The organism is Nostoc sp. (genome assembly GCF_036917465.1).
Classification (GTDB): Bacteria; Cyanobacteriota; Cyanobacteriia; order Cyanobacteriales; family Nostocaceae; genus Nostoc.
This window is the reverse complement of the sequence record NZ_JBALDL010000057.1, coordinates 41,009-59,379: the sequence shown is the minus strand read 5'-3', so window position 1 is coordinate 59,379 and position 18,371 is coordinate 41,009. Positions and strand designations below refer to the sequence as shown.

Here is an 18,371-nt window from a genome sequence, read left to right as displayed (position 1 = left end):
TCTCAGTTGCACTCGACTTAATAAATCCTCAACATTTAAGAAACTGGTTTGCTAGTTGCTGCTACTGTACCTCATAACAGCCGGAAGTGCTGTAACTGCTATATATATAGCAGAAATATCCAAGGCTTTTACTAGCATTGGAGAGAAATTGAGTGGCTCCTAAAGTTCAAGCGATAAAAGCTGCTGCTCAGAAGTTTGGTGTTTTTATTAAATTATCCTACCATAATTTAACCTCATAAATCTTGCTAGCAAATATTAACTAAATCTTAAGATAGATATTCTGTTACTAAATATACAGTAATTTATTGGTTTTAATTTCTGAATACAATAACAGCTTTTTTATATTAATCTGAAATGACTATAAATAAGGCTCTCTCAAGGCATTCATCATAGGGATCAGTAAATATCTAAGCGGTATTTAATTAAAAAATAATTTATGTATCTAAAGTAGGAGGGTAAGATCACTTAAATTCTAGGATAATATACAAAGATATCGAAAAGTTTTCAAACATGAAATTTTGTTTAAAATAATCAGCCAATATTAAGGTTGTTTGTTAAGTTGGGTCAAACCAAAATTATTGCTACTTTAACTGGCAGTTTTCTCAAATAAAAAAGATTTACAACTAGGGGTTTTAAAATGCAGACAGTACAAAAGATTTACTGCCCAAATTGCGGCTGCCAAGCAGAACGTTATTATATTTCTGATAGTCAATTAACTCGTACACAATGCTCTAGTTGTGACTACTTGATGATTAGTTGCACCCGCACTGGCAAAGTCATTGAGGCTTATGCACCAGGCATTTATGCAAAGCGCTAGATAATAAAAATTAAAAATTAGAGCATATATTCTCTAATTTCTAATAATAAAGTTACTTGTCAGAAATTTTAAAGATTTTACAGATTACTCTTTTGCTGTCGGATCTGATCTTGTAATCTTAATTGTTGCCGTTGTCTAATTTGTTCATCTTGTCTGAGTTGTTGCTGTTGTATTCTCAGTTGTTGCTGTTGTGAAAAGTCTTGCTGTTGTAGTCTTGTTTCTTCCTGTTGTAGTCTAAATTGTTGTTGGCGGAACATTTCTTGCCGTTGTCGCGTAAATTCTTGCTGTTGTATTGTCTGTTGTTGTTGTAGTTGTTGTGGTTGTTGAAAGTTTTGCCGTAACCATGTTTCCTTCATTCGTTCTTGTGTTTGCTGATTTTGCTCCTCTTGTTGTTGTCTGAGTCTTTCTTGAAGCGAATCTTGCGTCTGGGGATTCGTCTGAATTATTTGTGCAGATGCAGGAAAATTAATCGATAAAGCTTTGGCAAGCACAATCAATGGTAGCCATACTTTAATCAACGATAAGCGATTCAACATACAATTATTTCCTCAATTGTTATAAGTTAGGTTTAGCGATCGCTAAACCCTTAAAATGTCAATAGAATTGCCCTATACATAAATACAGGGGCTTGGAATACTTAACTAAAGTTAATGTTTTATTTACCGTTATGGGGTTATGCGATACTTACGGCTGACTACGCCAACATTCTTCAGTCGGTGACGTTTTTAAATATTAGTGCATTGAGAATAGCTTTCTAAATCAAGGTTATATCCAGTCCATTATCTTGATTTTTCATAAAACTCTCGCTTCTTAGATATTCATCTTAATTAAATTATACATTTATATTTTTTACATGGTTTGCCGGATTTCCGTAATCCATTTATCAATTTAATACGGTTTTACGCCAGAGATAAACAGAGATATATCTTCAGATACATCTCTGTTTATCTGCGGTTTCATATTCATTCATAAAATTGACTAAAACAAGTTTAATTTTTACTTGCTCTCAATTGTCCGCAAGCAGCATCAGCTTCTAAACCACGAGAATAACGCACACTCACAGCAGTATTTTGTTGCTTAAGGACGTTGACAAATGCTTCAATGCGATCGCGGTTGGGGCGTTTGTAGTCTACTTCTTGAATGGGGTTGTAAGGAATCAAATTCACATGACATTGAAATCCTCGCATACATTTTGAAAGTTCTAGTGCGTGTTCTGGTAAATCGTTCATACCAGCCAGGAGAACATATTCAAAGGTAACGCGCCGTCCAGTGATTTCTACATATTCTCGACATTCAGCCAGCAAATCTTCTAGAGGATAGGCGCGGGCGCTGGGGATAAGTTTTTCTCGCAGTGCTTGGTTAGGTGCGTGCAGACTCACAGCGAGAGTGACTTGTAAATTATTTTGCGCGAACTCACGAATGCGATCGCGAATCCCAACTGTAGAAACTGTAAGCGATCGCTGCCCAATACCAATATCTTGATTTAGAGATTTCAAAGCTGCTAAAACATTCTCAGTATTCAACAACGGTTCACCTAGTCCCATAAACACGACATTACTAACCCGTTGCTGAAAATCTTCTTGCACAGTCAACACTTGATCGATAATTTCGTGCCGTGCTAAGTTACGTTTGTAGCCTCCCTTACCAGTAGCGCAGAAATCACACGCCATTGGGCAACCCACTTGAGTAGAAACACAAACTGTCAGGCGGGCTTTTGGGCCTTCTCCCCTTTCTGCAAAGGTGGGGATGCCAACAGTTTCAATAATTTGATCGTCTGCTAATCGCAAAAGATATTTGACTGTGCCATCGGGAGCCATAGAGCGGTAATGTAAAGTTGAGCGCCCAATGGGAATTTCTGCCACTTCCGCACGCCATTGCTTAGAGAAGACAGAAATATCAGCTAGCGATCGCACTCCCTTATCATAGATCCATTCATGCAGTTGCTTTCCTCTGTAAGCAGGTTGTCCTTGTTGCTGCACCCAAGTGCTTAACTCAGCCAGAGAAGCACCGAGAAGGGGAGGGATTAATTCTGATTTTTCTGGGTTGTGTGAGTCAACCTGAGATACAAGAGGCGTAGCAGACATAAAAAAATCACGAGTTGATGTAGGATCTCTATCCTACACCTGCTAGATCGAGTTAGTCTTGACCAAAGTAGATGGGGAATTAACCAAAGGTTGTGCCGTTCCAGCCCCACATTGCACCCTTAGCATCTGCAAACTCAATGTAAATCCGATTTTTAGGTACACCTAGAGTTTGGTTAATCTGCTGGCAGAAGTCCTGACTCATTGCTGCGGTTTGATCTGGTTTCATCGCGCCAATGCTCTTAATTTCAATATAGCAAACCGGGTCTGTATTCCCCGCAAAGGTCATAGGAATTTCTGGCTCAAAAGCAGTCATTACATAAGATTCTGGTTTTCCTAAATGTTTTGCTAACTTGGCTGATAGATTTAAAAGCATGGACTCAATTTCAGCTTTTTGAGGAGCAGATGCAGAAGTTTGCACTTTAATTAATGGCATAGTACCGAATTGGGATTTTGGATTTTATTCACACTGTTAAGTTTACCGAAGCACAGAGCAGATGAGGGGAACAAGGAGAGTTTTCCAATGTCCCATGCCCAATGCCCACTCTTCAATGATGAGACGAGCGAAACAGGTGATTATGTTCGGGATGATATAAACGCGATCGCCCTTTTGCTGTCGAGAGGGCTGGACTGATTATATAAAGTGTAGTACGAATTAGTTTTTCTTTATGAGTACATTCCGCCATTTGATTCAGAGGAACAACTTTAATTTTTTCATCAGGCCATCCGATACGAAAGCAAATTGCAATGGGGGTTTCGGCTGGATAATGTTCGAGTAGTTTAGCTTGGGCATTTTCGACGTGACGCGCACTGAGATACAAGCAAAGGCTAGCCTGATGTGCCGCGAGAGTGGCTAATTCTTCGGTGGCGGGGACTTCTGTACGTCCACTGATGCGGGTCAAAATGATAGTTTGGACTAAACCAGGGACAGTTAGTTCTACTTTGAGTTTGGCAGCAGCAGCTTGAAAAGCGCTGATACCAGGTATGACTTCAAAAGGAATATTTGCCTCTCTTAGGAGGTGCATTTGCTCGTGGATGGCGCTGTAGAGACTAGGATCGCCAGAATGGAGACGAACGACAGATTTTTGTTGCGATCGCACCCTATCGATCATAATCGGCAAAATCTCTTCTAAAGTCTGATTCGCAGTCCTAATTATCTCCGCATCTGCTCGGCAAAGTTCTAAAATCTGTTCGGGTATTAAAGAATCAGCAAATAAAATCACATCAGCAACAGCCAGTAGTTTCTGCGCCTTCACCGTCAACAAATCAGGATCTCCAGGGCCTGCACCGACAATATACACAGATGGTTCTATGGCATATAGCGTTTTTTTATAACTCAGGTTTTCTGTATATTCACTTTTAGAAGAACCCATAATAATCCCTCAAAAAACTTTTTTGATATTTTCTCAGTATCTTTCCGGATTCTCCCTCTTTCTCTAGTAGAGAGTAATGGTAGATGCACCCTGGTTAAGCCCTAGAAAATATTCTGGGGCATTTTTTATTTTTTAGTCATTTGTCATTTGTCCTTGGTCATTTGGGCATTGGTTATAAATTATTCTCCTTTGCCCCTCATCTCTCCATTTCCCTTGGGAGTAGGCACTACATCGGGTAAAGAGCGTTTGAGTAAGTAAAGCCAAACTAATCCGACTGATCCTAATAAAATTCCTAAACTACTTACTACTTGTGCCATCCGTAATGGCCCCAGCATCAAGCTATCAGTGCGGAAACCTTCAATCCACAAGCGTCCTAAGCTGTAGGCTGGCCAGTAAACTAAAAATAGCGTGCCTACCTTTAAACGTGGCTTGCCGGATAAAGACCGAAAAAACAACGTTATTAGTAGCGCAAACACCATTAAATCCCACAGAGATTCATATAGGAAGGTGGGATGGAAATAATCGAAACTGGCGTAAGCTAGAGGACGATGATCTGGTGGAATATACAGCTTCCAGGGTAAATCAGTAGGATCGCCAAAAGCTTCAGAATTAAAGAAATTGCCCCAACGTCCGATCGCTTGCCCTAAAATCAGCGAAGGTGCTACTAAATCTGCCAATTGCCAGAAAGAAACCTGCTTGATTTTGGCAAAGATTAACGCAGCTATAACGCCACCAATAATTGCTCCGTGAATCGCAATACCACCTTCCCAGATAGCAAAGATTTTTCCGGGAGTTGGGGCATATTTTGACCATTCAAAGAAAACGTAATATAGCCGTGCGCCGGGAATTGCCCCAATCAATAACCAAAAGAACAAATCGCCTAGCAGCTCAGGATTGACGTTACGGCGCTTTGCCAACTCCTGGGAAAGAATTACGCCAATTAACACTGCCGTAGCAATCAATAAGCCATACCATCGGATACTTATGGGCCCTAATTTCACCAGAATGGGCCCTGGAGAAGTAAATTGAAACGCCAATAGCAAGGTGGAAAAATCCAGTCCCATGAGAAATTACCTAGAAAAGTTCGTTAACTACCCGCGCACTTTGCTAAGTACGGAGTTTTTGCATCTCGAATACTAGAATTACACTTAAAATCCAGCATCCATATTTAGGAATCTAATTCCTAACGCCTAGTTGAGCATAACTTGTACCACTAAAACAATTGAGTTTACCATTCTTGCTTAGAGCGCAAGATGGTAAATTTGAGTAAGTTACACAAAAGAGTTTCGATATAATCACCTAAACAACTTTGATATATCTAAAATTGTGATTGCTATTTATCCTGGTAGCTTCGACCCCATCACCTTGGGACACCTTGACCTCATCGGGCGCGGTTGTCGGCTGTTTGAGCGGGTAATTGTCGCTGTACTGCGGAACCCGAACAAAACGCCACTTTTTAGCGTACAACAACGGCTAGAGCAGATCCGTCTTTCTACACAACATCTACCTAATGTAGAAGTAGACAGCTTTGATGGTCTTACCGTCAACTATGCACAAATGCGACATGCACAAGTTTTGCTTCGGGGTTTACGGGCTGTGTCAGATTTTGAAGTGGAACTGCAAATGGCTCACACCAATAAAACTCTTTCTACCCAAATAGAAACAGTTTTTCTAGCAACTTCAAATGAGTATAGTTTTTTAAGTAGTAGTGTGGTGAGAGAGATTGCAAGGTTTGGCGGCTCTATCGATCATCTCGTTCCCCCACACATTGCCCTAGATATATACCAATGCTACAATCAGAAATCTCCAATGTTGAACCCAATCTCAACGGAAGCAATCCCACCCCTGAAGAATCTCTCGGTGGAGAGGGAAGCGTAGATATTCAGCAGGAACTCAACCGCCTAGAGGAAATAGTTCTCTCTAGTCTCAGAATTCCTCTGACGGGACGCACTCTTATAGATGAAGAAAAGCTGTTAGAACAGCTTGATTACATCCGGCTGGCTTTACCATCACTTTTTCAAGAAGCAGCAGCCATCCTCGACCAAAAGGATGAAATTCTGCTAGAAGCGGAAGAGTATGGACAGCAGGTTGTTGAGTCCGCACAAGCAAAAAGAGCGCAAATCTTAGCTGAAAGCGATATTATTCAACAGGCGGAACAAGAAGCTGAACAACTGCGGCGACAAGTGCAACAAGAGTGTGAGGGAATAATGCAAGAAACCCTCGCCGAGATTGAGCGCAAGCGGTATGCTTCTCAGCAAGAGTTAGAGCAAATGAGGCAAACTGCGATCGCTCAGGCTCAAGAAATTGAAGATGGTGCTGATGCTTATGCTGATGGAATTTTGGGCAATATCGAGCAGGATCTCAAAGAGATGTTGCGAATTGTCACCAACGGAAGGCAACAATTGCAAATTGATAACCTCACGCAGCGCAATTCACCGCCTAGCAAAAAAAGATAGAGATTCTAATAAGAGATGATGAAAAATTATAGGTTGGGTTTCGCTATTGCTTAACCCAACAATTTTTATCAAGGAAGATTTTGTTGGGGAATCTACCGAATAATATATATAATTAGAGTTTTGGTTTGTAATTAACCAGGATTTTTAATAAATGATTACTTTCGCTCAAGTTAATTTTGGATTAAATCTAGCTGGCTTAATTGGAATTATTTATTTTCTTTTGGCAATTGTTTACTTTATTTTAACAGTAGCTTGGCTAGCCCAACGTGGCACTAGGCTTACAGGTTGGGCTTTAGCACTTTATATTTACACCAATTGTAATGTTAATGTGCGGGATAATCTTGTTTTTTCAAGGTTGGCGTTTAGATCCAATTCTTCAGATTGAGCGATTTTTATCTTTGCTATTAATTATTTATTTTGCTATTAAAGATATTCTAATTAATGCAGTTTACAGAGATAGATGATTTTAGCATTTTGCTAGCAACCAGATCCCCGATTTCTCAAAGAAGTCGGGGATCTACGTGTTGCAAATTCATCAAAAACGCAATTAATATCTGATTACAGAGTGTAAGTAAAATTTTCTACCAACATACCGGGAACTAAACTACCTCCTAGTTGGCGACTATCATAAGTGCCGACTTCGGGAATAAATTCTTGAAAATCGGTCAAATCTACTAGGTTTTCTCCCCAGAAGCGATAAAGACTTTCATCAAAACGTAAGTTTTCAATGGGGGCGATAATTTCTCCCTTTTCTACCCAAAAACAAGCATAACGAGTCATACCTGTAATTCTACCAGTGTGGCGATCGCTCCAATTCAAGTAATGCAAATTTGATAGATACAATCCTGTATCCAATTTTGGAAGAATCTGATCAAATCCTAAATTTCCTGGACTGATTTCTGGCGCACGTAGAGTCTCTGAACCATTAGCACCATTGGCAATTTTCTGATATTCCTTAGCAGTACGAGAATTCACCAGAGTGTTTACCAAACGTCCTTTTTCTATTACAGGTAACTCCGGTGCTGCCATTTCTCCCAATTCATTAAATCGAGGTACTAATCCGCGCTGAAAGTTTTCTTTTAAACTAAATGCTGTCGAAAGTTGTTTTTCTTGACGCGATAAAGCAGCTAAAGCACTATTTCCTTGTTGGATATCAGCTTCACTTATAGCTCCCCAAGAAAGCATCAGCAATAAATCTGCAACAGCAGCAGGTGCAAAATAAGTCTTGTATTGTCCCCGTGGTAATTCTTTAACTGGGTGAGCAAGCAATTCGAGTTGCTTTTTGCCTTCGCTGATTTTGGCTATATAAGCAGAGTTATCCCAATCACTTCCTGCAAATGTACCCTTAACTGCTTGTCCAGATGTGGAAAATAGAGAATAATCTAAGGTAAAAGAATCAGTAAGAAACCAGTGTTTTTGACCATTGGAATCACCATAAGCTTTAATTACTATTCCTCCTGCATATATACCAGTAAAATCTAATTCAGTAACTTGTTCTAATATAGTTTGTACTACTGCTTCCTCTGCCAATAAATTCCCAAAATGTACTTCCCGACTAGTATTAGTTTCTGATGGTAAAACTAGATATGGATCGATGGGTAGTAGAATAAGTTCATCGCGTAGTTCCTGCAAAGCAGGATATGCTAATTGCCAGTCTATCTCCCAATTTCCAGTAAAGGGAAACTGCCGAATACTGCTGCGTTGATCTGCCATGAAAGTTAGTTCGATCCAACCATCAGCAACACAACCAGTTTGTCGCACTTTCGTATGATTGAAACGAGTAAATTGGCTCCTTTCACTGCTGAGTCTCACAGTGAATTGTTCATTTTCTGCTTTTTTTATAAGTAGAGTTTCAATCAGTCGATTAAAGCTGACTTCTAAGGCAGATAATTCATCAATTTTCATGTATATTAAATATTAATATTAATAGAAAATAGGGGTGGGGGAAGTTAGGAGTTTTCAATTAGGAATTAGTAGTTATTATATTAAAGGCTTTTGAAATTCAAAAACCCTAAGTAGGTAGGCGTAAACAAATTAAAGTTTGTAGTCAGGACTTTAGTTCTAATAATCCTTGTTTTGAGCGATGAATGACTCACTACAAACTAGGATTTTATTTTATGTTCAATTATACCTATTTAACTACCAACTATTCACTCCTAACTCCTAACTCTTTCAACTTCCTCCACCAAAAACTTCGACATTAGCAAATACACAAACAGGGGAACCATGTCCTACCCAAATAGCCTGATTTGGTTCTCCTTTACCACAATAAGGAGTACCATACATTTGCCAGTTTTCAGCATTTCCTACTTGGATTAAGCTATGCCAAAATTCTGGTGTTGTGGCGCGATAGTTGGGATTGCGGAGGGTTTTAGTGAGTTTACCATTTTCAATTAATTTAGCGTACTCACAACCAAATTGGAATTTATAGCGGCGATCGTCAATTGACCAAGATCGGTTAGATTCCATGTAAACGCCGTGTTCTATGCCGCCAATAATGTCTTCAAAGGTTGCATTTAGAGGCTCTAAATTCAAGTTACCCATGCGATCGATCGCAGGTCGATTCCATGAAGAAGCACGGGCACAGGCTACTCCTGGTACACCTGCTCTTGCTTGACTCTCTAGACTGCCTAAACCTCGTTGGAGTACACCTTCTTTTACTAAATACTCCCGCGTTGCTACAGCACCAGTATCATCAAAACCATAGCTAGCAAATTCACCAGCCACGGTAGGATCAAAGGTAATATTCATCAGTGGCGAACCATATACCAGGTTGCCAAAATCACTTTTATTAACAAAGCTGCCTCCAGCATAGTTACGCTCATCTCCTAAAATTCGGTCAATTTCTAAGGGATGCCCGACACTTTCATGGATTTGCAGCATCATTTGATCTGGGGCTAAAACTAAGTTGGTACGGGTAGTTGGGCATTCCTCTGCTGTCAAGAGTTCTACTGCTTGTTCGCCAATTAGCCGCACCCGATGCCATAAGTTTTCTTGTTTTAAAAGTTCTAGTCCACCTTGGTAACAGTTGGCTTGCGAACCATTGTTGCTGCGCTGCTGTACAGTTGCACCATCTTGGGCGGTGGCTCCGTAATGAGTGCCTATAGATAGGGTTTTTTGATAGACTTCTGAGCCGTTGCTGCTAACAAACCAAGACTCTCTATCAATGGTGCTAGCACTGGCTATGGTTTGCACAATTTTGTCGTCAACTTTCAGCGTTTGGCAAATGCGAACTAGTAAATCGTTGATTTCTCCCGGGCTCAAAGCATCTAATGGTTCAAGAAATGGAGATTTATATTCACCAACGACTTTAGGGCGTTCACTTTCACGGAAGGGATGTATCCACCATTCGCTGGCTGCTAGTGCCTGTTTATAGGCTGTTTCGGCAGCAGCTTGTAGGGAAGACAGTTCTAGAGAGTTGGTTGCTGCATAACCCAGACAGCCGTTGACTAACACTTCTAGCATGGCTCCGAGAGTGAAAGATTTGCCGTTTAGTTGGGGTAAGCCGTCACGGACTGAACGAGTTGTAGAAGTCTCCTTTACGGCTCTGATACCGATCCAATCAGCAGGAATGTCGAAACTAGCGATCGCTTTTTTAAGTTCAGACCACATAATTTAAGGAATGGGGAATGGGGAATGGGGAATGGGAAAACTTTTCCCTAGTCCTCAGTTTCAAGTACTTTCTAATTCCGATGCCACCGTGTACCATCGCGGCTATCAATTAGCGTAATACCTTCTGCTTGGAGTTGGTCACGAATGCGATCGCTTTCGGCAAAATTCTTGGCAATACGTGCTTGTTGTCTTTGCTGAATTTTCGCCTCAATTTCCGCATCGCTTAAACCATTGCTTTTATCAGGTTCGGCTTCTATCTCGGCTTCTAAACCCAAAACTCCAGCTAATGTCACAAGAGTTTGCCATTGCTGCTGTAACTCATCTGGTGAAGTTTCAGTTTTTCCTTCATGCACAAGAATATGCCCCTCACGGCGCAGTTCTTTGGCTAATTCAAACAGCACTGTTAACCCACCAGGAAAATTAAAGTCGTTATTCACAGTTTCCTGGAAGCGTTCAACAGTTTCAGGAAGTAGTGCTGAAGCAGTTTCCACTCCCCATCCCAGTTGTTTACTGTATTGGTAGCCGAAAAGTAAACCTTCTTTTATGGTGTGCCAACCATTGGTTGCTGCGGCGATCGCTTCGTCGGTAAAATCTATAGGTGTGCGATATTGAGCAGTCAGTACGAACAACCGCACTGCCATCGGGTCAACTCCTCGATCCAGCAATTCTCGAATAGTGGTAAAGTTGCCCAAAGATTTGGACATTTTTTCACCATCTACCTTCACCATGCCGTTATGTAACCAATAATTTGCTAGGGGTTTTCCTGTCACAGCTTCTGATTGGGCAATTTCGTTTTCGTGATGAGGAAAAATTAAGTCAGCACCACCAGCATGAATATCTATGGTATCACCCAAGCGATCGCGCACCATTGCCGAGCATTCTATATGCCACCCCGGACGACCTGCGCCCCAAGGTGACTCCCAAGCTGGCTCTCCTGGTTTTGCTGCTTTCCATAAAGCAAAATCGAAGGGGTCTTTCTTTTTCTGGTACTCTGGATCTTCGGCGTTGACGCGCTCGCTTTTGCCGGCTTGCATATCTTCTAATTTGCGTCCAGAAAGTTTACCATACTCAGCAAACTGCCGCACTGCATAATACACATCGCCGTCAGCAGGGTAGGCAAAACCTTTATTTTCCAACTCATGAATTAACCGTTGAATGCCATTCATTGTATGGGTAGCGCGGGGATATTCATCTGCTTCTTTGATTCCCAGCCGCGCCATATCCTCAAAATATGCTTTGATAAAGCGATCGGCTACAACTTCCATTGAGGAATGTTCAACACGGGCGCGATTGAGAATTTTGTCATCAATATCGGTAAAATTTTGGATATATCGGACTTCATAACCGATAAACTGGAGGTATCGGCGCACTACGTCCCAAACGATGCAAGCTCTAGCATGACCCAAATGGCAGTAGTCGTAAACCGTCACGCCGCAGTAATACATCTTAACCTTGTCTGACTCGACTGTTTTAAACGGTTCTTGACGACGGGTGAGGGTATTGTAGAGTGTTAGGGTCATAACAGAGTAATGCTGAAATAAGAAGATACGTAATAATAGGGTAAAGCAGCTGGGATGGCAGTCCAGCATCCCTATGCTAGTGTTTTATGGACTATCTGCGCTACATTACTATTTTTTGACTATTTGATAACAGTGCTATGCAATCAGCAGTGACACCCGAATCTCCGGCAATGGATACACCCAAACAAGGAATGCCAGTAACAATTATTACGGGTTTCCTCGGTAGTGGCAAGACGACTTTACTTAATCATATCCTCAACAACCAACAGGGTTTGAAGACCGCCGTTCTCGTGAATGAATTTGGTGAAATTGGCATCGATAACGAGCTAATTGTCTCCACTGGTGAGAACATGGTGGAACTAAATAATGGTTGTATCTGCTGCACTATTAATAATGATTTAGTAGATGCAGTCTACAAAGTTTTAGAACGCCAAGAAAATCTCGATTATCTAGTAGTAGAAACAACTGGATTAGCAGATCCGCTACCAGTAGCTTTAACATTTCTAGGTACAGAATTGCGAGATTTAACTCGCTTGGATTCAATTATTACCGTGGTAGACGCGGCGAATTACAGCCTAGATTTATTTAACTCTGAGGCAGCATACAGCCAGATTGCTTATGGTGATGTCATTGTACTGAACAAAGCTGATTTGGTTGATGAAGCTACTTTGAATGAGTTAGAAACAAAAATTAACGAAGTTAGGGAAGGAGCGAGAATTATTCGCGCCACGCGATCGCAAGTGCCACTTCCGTTAATTCTCAGTGTCGGTCTGTTTGAATCTGATAAATATTTTGACACAGTGGTGGATGAACATGAGCATCACGATCATGAACATCACGAGCATCATGACGATCATGACCACTCAACATGCGGTCACGATCATCACGACCATGACCACGATCATCACCATCATTCTGACCATTTAGAAAATGATGGCTTTACTTCCATCTCTTTCCAAAGTGACAAACCTTTTTCTATTAGGAAGTTTCAGTATTTCTTAGATAACCAGCTACCCTCAAATATCTTCCGAGCGAAGGGGATTATGTGGTTTGATGAAAGTCCGAAGCGTCATATTTTCCACCTTTGTGGTAAACGCTTCACCTTGGATGATGATGAATGGCAAGGTCAACTTAAAAACCAACTTGTGTTAATTGGGCAAAATTTGGATCGCGAGGCTTTAATTACTCAACTCGAAAACTGCATTTGTCTACCTTCAACCTCTCGCGGTAAAGGGTTTGGGAAATAAAAGTGAGGAGTTAGGAATTAAGAGTTAGGAGTAGAGACGCAATTAATTGCGTCTCTACATAAGTTAGGAGTAGCCCTGTCAAGGTAACAGATAGCCTGAGAATGATACCTGCGATCGCAAACTAAAAAGTAGCGGAGGTTATGGTAAATGTTGGGTGCGATAAATCGCCGTCTCTACAAAGGACTAATTCTTGTAAAGACGGCGATTTATCGCGTCTCTTGCTTTACCCAAACCGTATTCGGTGATATCGTATTGTGTCGAGTTCCATGTCTTCAACAGGATTTACTGAGGGTACTTTTGCATAATTCTGTCATCGTTTGATTAAAAGCTGCCAGAATTATCACAATTTGGGAAAATAATAAAGTAAGTCGAATATTATACGACTGACCTAAATTCTTCTAGGAAAATATGACTCATTCTTTCCTTGAACGCCTGCGTAGTCCAGATAGCCCAGTTCTCGTCTTCGACGGGGCGATGGGAACCAACCTGCAAACCCAAAATCTGACTGCTGAAGACTTCGGCGGCCCACAATATGAAGGTTGTAACGAATACTTAGTCCACACCAAACCCGAAGCTGTTGCTAAGGTTCACCGAGACTTTCTCGCTGCTGGTGCTGATGTCATCGAAACCGATACCTTTGGTAGTACGTCCCTTGTGCTGGCAGAATATGACTTGGCAGACCAAGCTTATTACCTCAGCAAGACAGCCGCAGAATTAGCCAAGCGTGTCGCTGCGGAATTTTCTACGCCAGAAAAACCCCGGTTTGTGGCAGGTTCTATCGGCCCCACAACCAAACTCCCAACCTTGGGACATATTGACTTTGATACCATGAAAGCGACTTTTGCTGAACAAGCAGAAGCGCTATGGGATGGTGGTGTCGATTTATTTTTGGTAGAAACTTGCCAAGATGTGCTGCAAATTAAAGCCGCGCTGAATGGAATTGAAGAAGTATTTGCCAAAAAAGGCGATCGCCGTCCGTTGATGGTTTCTGTGACAATGGAAAGCATGGGTACAATGTTGGTTGGTTCAGAAATCAGTGCTGTGCTAACAATTCTGGAACCTTACCCAATAGATATTCTTGGTCTAAACTGTGCCACTGGGCCAGACTTGATGAAACCACATATCAAGTATTTGTCAGAACATTCACCTTTCATCGTTTCCTGTATTCCCAACGCGGGTTTACCTGAAAACGTCGGCGGTCAAGCGCACTACCGCCTGACACCGTTGGAATTACGGATGTCGCTGATGCACTTTGTTGAAGATTTGGGTGTCCAAGTGATCGGGGGTTGCTGTGGGACGCGTCCAGAACACATTCAACAATTGGCAGAACTTGCTAAAGACCTGAAGCCAAAAGTTAGACAGCCAAGTTTAGAACCAGCAGCAGCATCAATTTACACCACTCAACCCTACGATCAAGATAATTCCTTCTTGATAGTTGGCGAACGTCTTAACGCCAGTGGTTCCAAGAAGTGCCGCGATTTGCTAAATTCCGAAGATTGGGATGGACTCGTTTCAATGGCGAGGGCGCAGGTAAAAGAAGGCGCACACATCCTTGATATCAACGTTGATTATGTGGGACGCGACGGCGTGCAAGATATGCACGAATTAGTTTCGCGCATTGTTAATAATGTGACATTACCTTTAATGCTTGACTCCACCGAATGGGAAAAAATGGAGGCGGGTTTAAAGGTTGCTGGCGGTAAGTGTTTGCTGAACTCCACCAACTACGAAGACGGAGAACCGCGCTTTTTAAAAGTGCTGGATTTAGCGAAGAAATACGGTGCTGGCATAATTATTGGTACTATCGATGAAGATGGCATGGCGCGGACAGCAGACAAAAAGTTTGCGATCGCCCAACGTGCATACCGTCAAGCTGTAGAATACGGCATACCACCCACAGAAATATTCTTTGATACCCTAGCGTTACCCATTTCCACCGGGATTGAAGAAGACCGAGAAAACGGTAAAGCCACCATTGAATCCATCCGGCGCATTCGTGAAGGATTGCCTGGAAGTCATGTAATTTTGGGTGTTTCCAATATTTCCTTTGGTTTAACTCCAGCCTCGCGGATGGTGCTGAACTCAGTATTTTTGCACGAAGCGACGACGGCGGGAATGGATGCAGCCATTGTCAGCGCTAACAAAATTTTACCGCTATCGAAGATTGACGAACGCCATCAAGAAATTTGTCGTCAGTTGATTTATGATGAGCGGAAGTTTGAGGGTAACGTCTGCGTATACGATCCTTTGGGAGAGCTTACCACAGTATTTGCTGGGGTGACGACAAAACGCGATCGCTCTTTAGATGAAAGTCTCCCCATCCCAGAACGCCTCAAGCGTCATATCATCGATGGCGAACGCATTGGCTTAGAAGAACATCTCAAAAAAGCCTTAGAAGAACATCCCCCCTTACAAATTATCAACACCTTCTTGCTAGATGGCATGAAAGTTGTCGGGGAATTGTTCGGTTCTGGACAAATGCAACTACCTTTCGTCTTGCAATCTGCGGAAACCATGAAAGCGGCGGTGGCATTTCTAGAACCCTTCATGGAAAAATCCGAATCAGGTAACAATGGCAAGGGAACCTTTATCATTGCCACAGTTAAAGGTGATGTCCACGACATTGGTAAAAACTTGGTGGATATCATCTTGTCTAACAACGGCTACAAGGTGATTAACCTGGGAATTAAACAACCAGTAGAAAACATCATCAAGGCTTACGAACAGCATAAAGCTGATTGTATAGCCATGAGTGGTTTGCTGGTAAAATCCACCGCCTTCATGAAAGAGAACTTGGAGATATTTAACGAAAAGGGAATTAGTGTCCCCGTGATTTTAGGAGGTGCGGCGCTGACTCCTAAATTTGTGTATGAAGATTGTCAAAACACCTATAAAGGTAAAGTAGTTTATGGCAAAGATGCCTTTTCTGACTTGCACTTCATGGATAAATTAATGCCAGCAAAAATTGCCGGTAACTGGGAAGATTTGCAAGGATTTTTGAACGAAATCGAAAGTGCTGAAGTTTCGATAAATGGTCACAAAGAAGCAGTAACTACAACTCCTAAAGAAACAACATCTGCTGAACCAAAAGAAGTAGATACGCGGCGTTCCGAAGCAGTAACGATAGATATTGAACGCCCGACACCACCTTTTTGGGGAACACAGTTATTGCAGCCTAGTGATATTCCCATCGAGGAGATATTCTGGCATTTAGATTTACAAGCTTTGATTGCGGGACAGTGGCAATTCCGCAAACCAAAGGAACAATCTAAGGAAGAATATCAAGCTTTCTTAGCTGAGAAAGTTTACCCGATTTTAGAAACTTGGAAAAACCGGATTCTTGAGGAAAATCTGTTACATCCCCAAGTGATTTATGGGTATTTCCCTTGTCAGTCTGAGGGGAATTATCTACATATATATGACTCAGAAAACCAATCACAACAAATTACAACTTTTGAGTTTCCCAGACAAAAGTCATTAAGGCGGCTGTGCATAGCAGATTTCTTTGCACCAAAAGAATCGGGAATTATTGATGTCTTCCCGATGCAAGCCGTGACTGTAGGAGAGATTGCAACTGAGTTTGGTCAAAAGCTGTTTGCTGCCAACCAATACACCGATTACCTGTATTTCCACGGTATGGCAGTGCAGGTAGCAGAGGCTGTAGCTGAGTGGACACACGCCAGAATTCGCCGAGAGTTAGGTTTTACTGCTGAAGAACCCGACAATATTCGGGATATATTAGCACAACGCTATCGTGGCTCACGGTATAGTTTTGGTTATCCAGCTTGCCCGAATATGCAAGACCAATACAAGCAACTGGAGTTATTGCAGACTGACAAGATTAACTTGTACATGGATGAAAGTGAACAACTTTATCCAGAACAGTCTACCACTGCAATTATTACTTACCACCCACTAGCAAAATACTTTAGCGCTTAGTCTATATCTCCTATTCTTGAAACCTCACCCTGGTTTTACATAGTAAAACCTGTCCCTCTCCTTAGTAAGGAAAGGGATGTCCGATAGGACAGGGTGAGGTTTTTCTTTTGGTTAATTCGATGACTTGTATGTACACCTTAGCCCTAATCAGGAGGGAGGTATCCGAAGGGCGGGGTAAGATTATTATATTGTGGGTAATTCAAGTTATCGCTTGACCTCACCCTAACCCTCTCCTTATAAAGGCTACGGTGTACACACAAGTCTTTGAGAGTGGCCTCATAGGCTTTTGATCCCCCCAACCCCCCTTTTTAAGGGGGGCAAAAGTCTCTTAAAGTCCCCCTTAATAAGGGGGATTTAGGGGGATCTCCAACGATTTTGGGTTTGTACAAAGATGTGTGTACACCGTAGCCTTATAAAGGAGAGGGGACTCGAATCGGAAATACAAATGACTCAACTTTATAACAAAAAGAGTGAAATAGAAAAAAGGCGACAATTACGCCAAAATATAACAAAAGCCGAGAAACTTGTTTGGGATCAAATAAGAGATAGGCAGCTTGAAAACTGCAAATTTCGTAGACAATATAGTGTGGATAAGTTTGTTATAGATTTTTATAGTTCTGAATTCAAGTTAGCTATAGAAATTGATGGCGAAAGCCATTTCCAATAAGGTTCTGCTGAATACCATAAAGCCAGACAAGAATTTATTGAATCAGCAGGAATTAAGTTTATTAGATTTACGAATAATGATGTATATACTAATTTGTCTGGCGTGCTGGAAACTATTGCTCAAAATATACGAAATTTAAGAGGATAGTAGTTAAACCTGATCCCCAGACCCTCTCATTATTAAAGCTACCATATACATACAAGTCATCGAACTACCAAAAATTTTGATAAACCTCACTCTGTCCTATCTTTAATCTCTCTCCTTACCAAGGAGAGGGACAGGTTTTGCATAGCAAAACCAGGGTGAGGTATCTCAGGGGCTACGCGATAAATCTTAAATTGCGTCACTAAAGACTTCTCTACACACCATAGATTAACGAGAGGCAGTATTTACATCAGCAAACACGGGCTGAGGTTGCGACACTATTGCACCGAAGTTAGAACCCCTATATCTGATTATTTTGCACCCAACTGATATCTTTCATTTAACACTTGGGTATTATAAGCCTACTCCGTTAACAACATCTTCATAAATTTGCCTTTTGATAAAATACATTTCCGCAAATTCACCGTAAAGCTATGTTCTTACCATTTTTCGGGCTTGAATTAAATAATTCTCAAAAAATCAGTATTTCCCGGATAAAATGAACAATTCATAAA

15 protein-coding genes and 1 pseudogene are annotated in these 18,371 nt (G+C 41.5%); 8 read left to right on the top strand and 8 right to left on the bottom strand.

The features are described from left to right. Nucleotides 1–637: 637 nt before the first annotated feature. Complete coding sequence (locus V7K38_RS12025) at nucleotides 638–817, top strand: replication restart DNA helicase PriA (protein WP_094332638.1); 180 nt, start codon at nucleotides 638–640, stop codon at nucleotides 815–817. A 77-nt stretch (nucleotides 818–894) separates the two neighbouring features. Here the strand turns inward: V7K38_RS12025 and V7K38_RS12020 are convergent, their stop codons facing one another. The 5 genes from V7K38_RS12020 to lgt all read right to left on the bottom strand — a co-directional run bounded on the left by V7K38_RS12020 (nucleotide 895) and on the right by lgt (nucleotide 5,335). Further along, entirely contained in the window at nucleotides 895–1,353 is a 459-nt protein-coding gene (locus V7K38_RS12020) for a hypothetical protein (protein WP_334858022.1), read from the bottom strand. A 453-nt stretch (nucleotides 1,354–1,806) separates the two neighbouring features. Beyond that, nucleotides 1,807–2,901 (bottom strand): 23S rRNA (adenine(2503)-C(2))-methyltransferase RlmN, encoded by a 1,095-nt coding sequence (rlmN, locus tag V7K38_RS12015; RefSeq protein WP_334858020.1) that lies wholly within the window; start codon nucleotides 2,899–2,901, stop codon nucleotides 1,807–1,809. Nucleotides 2,902–2,980: 79 nt separating this feature from the next. Continuing rightward, nucleotides 2,981–3,334, bottom strand: a complete 354-nt coding sequence (locus tag V7K38_RS12010; protein ID WP_265273022.1) for a phenylpyruvate tautomerase MIF-related protein — start codon at nucleotides 3,332–3,334, stop codon at nucleotides 2,981–2,983. Nucleotides 3,335–3,446: 112 nt separating this feature from the next. Then, nucleotides 3,447–4,271, bottom strand: a complete 825-nt coding sequence (gene cobM, locus V7K38_RS12005; RefSeq protein WP_334858017.1) for a precorrin-4 C(11)-methyltransferase — start codon at nucleotides 4,269–4,271, stop codon at nucleotides 3,447–3,449. 179 nt (nucleotides 4,272–4,450) lie between these two features. Next, nucleotides 4,451–5,335: a prolipoprotein diacylglyceryl transferase gene (gene lgt / locus V7K38_RS12000; protein WP_334858016.1), complete on the bottom strand. Its 885-nt coding sequence runs from the start codon at nucleotides 5,333–5,335 to the stop codon at nucleotides 4,451–4,453. Nucleotides 5,336–5,597: 262 nt separating this feature from the next. Between lgt and coaD the strand changes: the two genes are divergently transcribed. The 4 genes from coaD to V7K38_RS11980 all read left to right on the top strand — a co-directional run bounded on the left by coaD (nucleotide 5,598) and on the right by V7K38_RS11980 (nucleotide 7,191). Further along, on the top strand, nucleotides 5,598–6,149 hold the full coding sequence (coaD, locus tag V7K38_RS11995; protein ID WP_334858015.1) for a pantetheine-phosphate adenylyltransferase: 552 nt from the start codon (nucleotides 5,598–5,600) through the stop codon (nucleotides 6,147–6,149). Next, on the top strand, nucleotides 6,059–6,727 hold the full coding sequence (locus V7K38_RS11990; RefSeq protein ID WP_334858014.1) for a DivIVA domain-containing protein: 669 nt from the start codon (nucleotides 6,059–6,061) through the stop codon (nucleotides 6,725–6,727). Before coaD ends, V7K38_RS11990 begins: the two co-directional genes overlap by 91 nt. A 151-nt stretch (nucleotides 6,728–6,878) precedes the next feature. Next, nucleotides 6,879–7,112, top strand: coding sequence for a hypothetical protein (locus V7K38_RS11985; protein WP_334858024.1), 234 nt, complete (start codon nucleotides 6,879–6,881; stop codon nucleotides 7,110–7,112). After that, entirely contained in the window at nucleotides 7,048–7,191 is a 144-nt protein-coding gene (locus V7K38_RS11980; RefSeq protein ID WP_334858013.1) for a Ycf66 family protein, read from the top strand. Before V7K38_RS11985 ends, V7K38_RS11980 begins: the two co-directional genes overlap by 65 nt. Nucleotides 7,192–7,285: 94 nt before the next feature. Here V7K38_RS11980 and V7K38_RS11975 read toward each other — a convergent pair whose 3' ends face one another. The 3 genes from V7K38_RS11975 to cysS form a co-directional block, all read right to left on the bottom strand. Beyond that, nucleotides 7,286–8,632: a TldD/PmbA family protein gene (locus tag V7K38_RS11975; RefSeq protein WP_334858011.1), complete on the bottom strand. Its 1,347-nt coding sequence runs from the start codon at nucleotides 8,630–8,632 to the stop codon at nucleotides 7,286–7,288. A gap of 267 nt (nucleotides 8,633–8,899) precedes the next feature. Next, nucleotides 8,900–10,339 (bottom strand): TldD/PmbA family protein, encoded by a 1,440-nt coding sequence (locus V7K38_RS11970; RefSeq protein WP_334858009.1) that lies wholly within the window; start codon nucleotides 10,337–10,339, stop codon nucleotides 8,900–8,902. A 71-nt stretch (nucleotides 10,340–10,410) separates the two neighbouring features. Then, a complete protein-coding gene (gene cysS, locus V7K38_RS11965; protein WP_334858008.1) occupies nucleotides 10,411–11,859 on the bottom strand; it encodes a cysteine--tRNA ligase in 1,449 nt (482 codons plus the stop codon). 137 nt (nucleotides 11,860–11,996) lie between these two features. On the opposite strand from cysS, the gene V7K38_RS11960 reads away from it, so the two are divergent. The 3 genes and pseudogenes from V7K38_RS11960 to V7K38_RS11950 all read left to right on the top strand — a co-directional run bounded on the left by V7K38_RS11960 (nucleotide 11,997) and on the right by V7K38_RS11950 (nucleotide 17,859). Next, nucleotides 11,997–13,106 carry a CobW family GTP-binding protein gene (locus V7K38_RS11960; protein ID WP_334858006.1) on the top strand — a complete coding sequence of 370 codons (1,110 nt, stop codon included), beginning with the start codon at nucleotides 11,997–11,999 and terminating at the stop codon, nucleotides 13,104–13,106. 408 nt (nucleotides 13,107–13,514) lie between these two features. Further along, on the top strand, nucleotides 13,515–17,045 hold the full coding sequence (gene metH, locus V7K38_RS11955; RefSeq protein ID WP_334858005.1) for a methionine synthase: 3,531 nt from the start codon (nucleotides 13,515–13,517) through the stop codon (nucleotides 17,043–17,045). Nucleotides 17,046–17,436: 391 nt separating this feature from the next. Next, nucleotides 17,437–17,859, top strand: a pseudogene (locus V7K38_RS11950) (endonuclease domain-containing protein). Nucleotides 17,860–18,371: the final 512 nt, after the last annotated feature.

Bases quoted from the DNA above. Each gene is read 5' to 3' on its own strand.
- V7K38_RS11990 (WP_334858014.1), top strand. From the start codon at position 6,059: ATGCTACAATCAGAAATCTCCAATGTTGAACCCAATCTCAACGGAAGC.
- V7K38_RS11975 (WP_334858011.1), bottom strand. From the start codon at position 8,632: ATGAAAATTGATGAATTATCTGCCTTAGAAGTCAGCTTTAATCGACTG.
- V7K38_RS12020 (WP_334858022.1), bottom strand. From the start codon at position 1,353: ATGTTGAATCGCTTATCGTTGATTAAAGTATGGCTACCATTGATTGTG.
- rlmN (WP_334858020.1), bottom strand. From the start codon at position 2,901: ATGTCTGCTACGCCTCTTGTATCTCAGGTTGACTCACACAACCCAGAA.
- V7K38_RS11960 (WP_334858006.1), top strand. From the start codon at position 11,997: ATGCAATCAGCAGTGACACCCGAATCTCCGGCAATGGATACACCCAAA.
- V7K38_RS12025 (WP_094332638.1), top strand. From the start codon at position 638: ATGCAGACAGTACAAAAGATTTACTGCCCAAATTGCGGCTGCCAAGCA.
- V7K38_RS11985 (WP_334858024.1), top strand. From the start codon at position 6,879: ATGATTACTTTCGCTCAAGTTAATTTTGGATTAAATCTAGCTGGCTTA.
- V7K38_RS12010 (WP_265273022.1), bottom strand. From the start codon at position 3,334: ATGCCATTAATTAAAGTGCAAACTTCTGCATCTGCTCCTCAAAAAGCT.
- cysS (WP_334858008.1), bottom strand. From the start codon at position 11,859: ATGACCCTAACACTCTACAATACCCTCACCCGTCGTCAAGAACCGTTT.
- V7K38_RS11980 (WP_334858013.1), top strand. From the start codon at position 7,048: ATGTTAATGTGCGGGATAATCTTGTTTTTTCAAGGTTGGCGTTTAGAT.
- V7K38_RS11970 (WP_334858009.1), bottom strand. From the start codon at position 10,339: ATGTGGTCTGAACTTAAAAAAGCGATCGCTAGTTTCGACATTCCTGCT.
- metH (WP_334858005.1), top strand. From the start codon at position 13,515: ATGACTCATTCTTTCCTTGAACGCCTGCGTAGTCCAGATAGCCCAGTT.
- cobM (WP_334858017.1), bottom strand. From the start codon at position 4,271: ATGGGTTCTTCTAAAAGTGAATATACAGAAAACCTGAGTTATAAAAAA.
- lgt (WP_334858016.1), bottom strand. From the start codon at position 5,335: ATGGGACTGGATTTTTCCACCTTGCTATTGGCGTTTCAATTTACTTCT.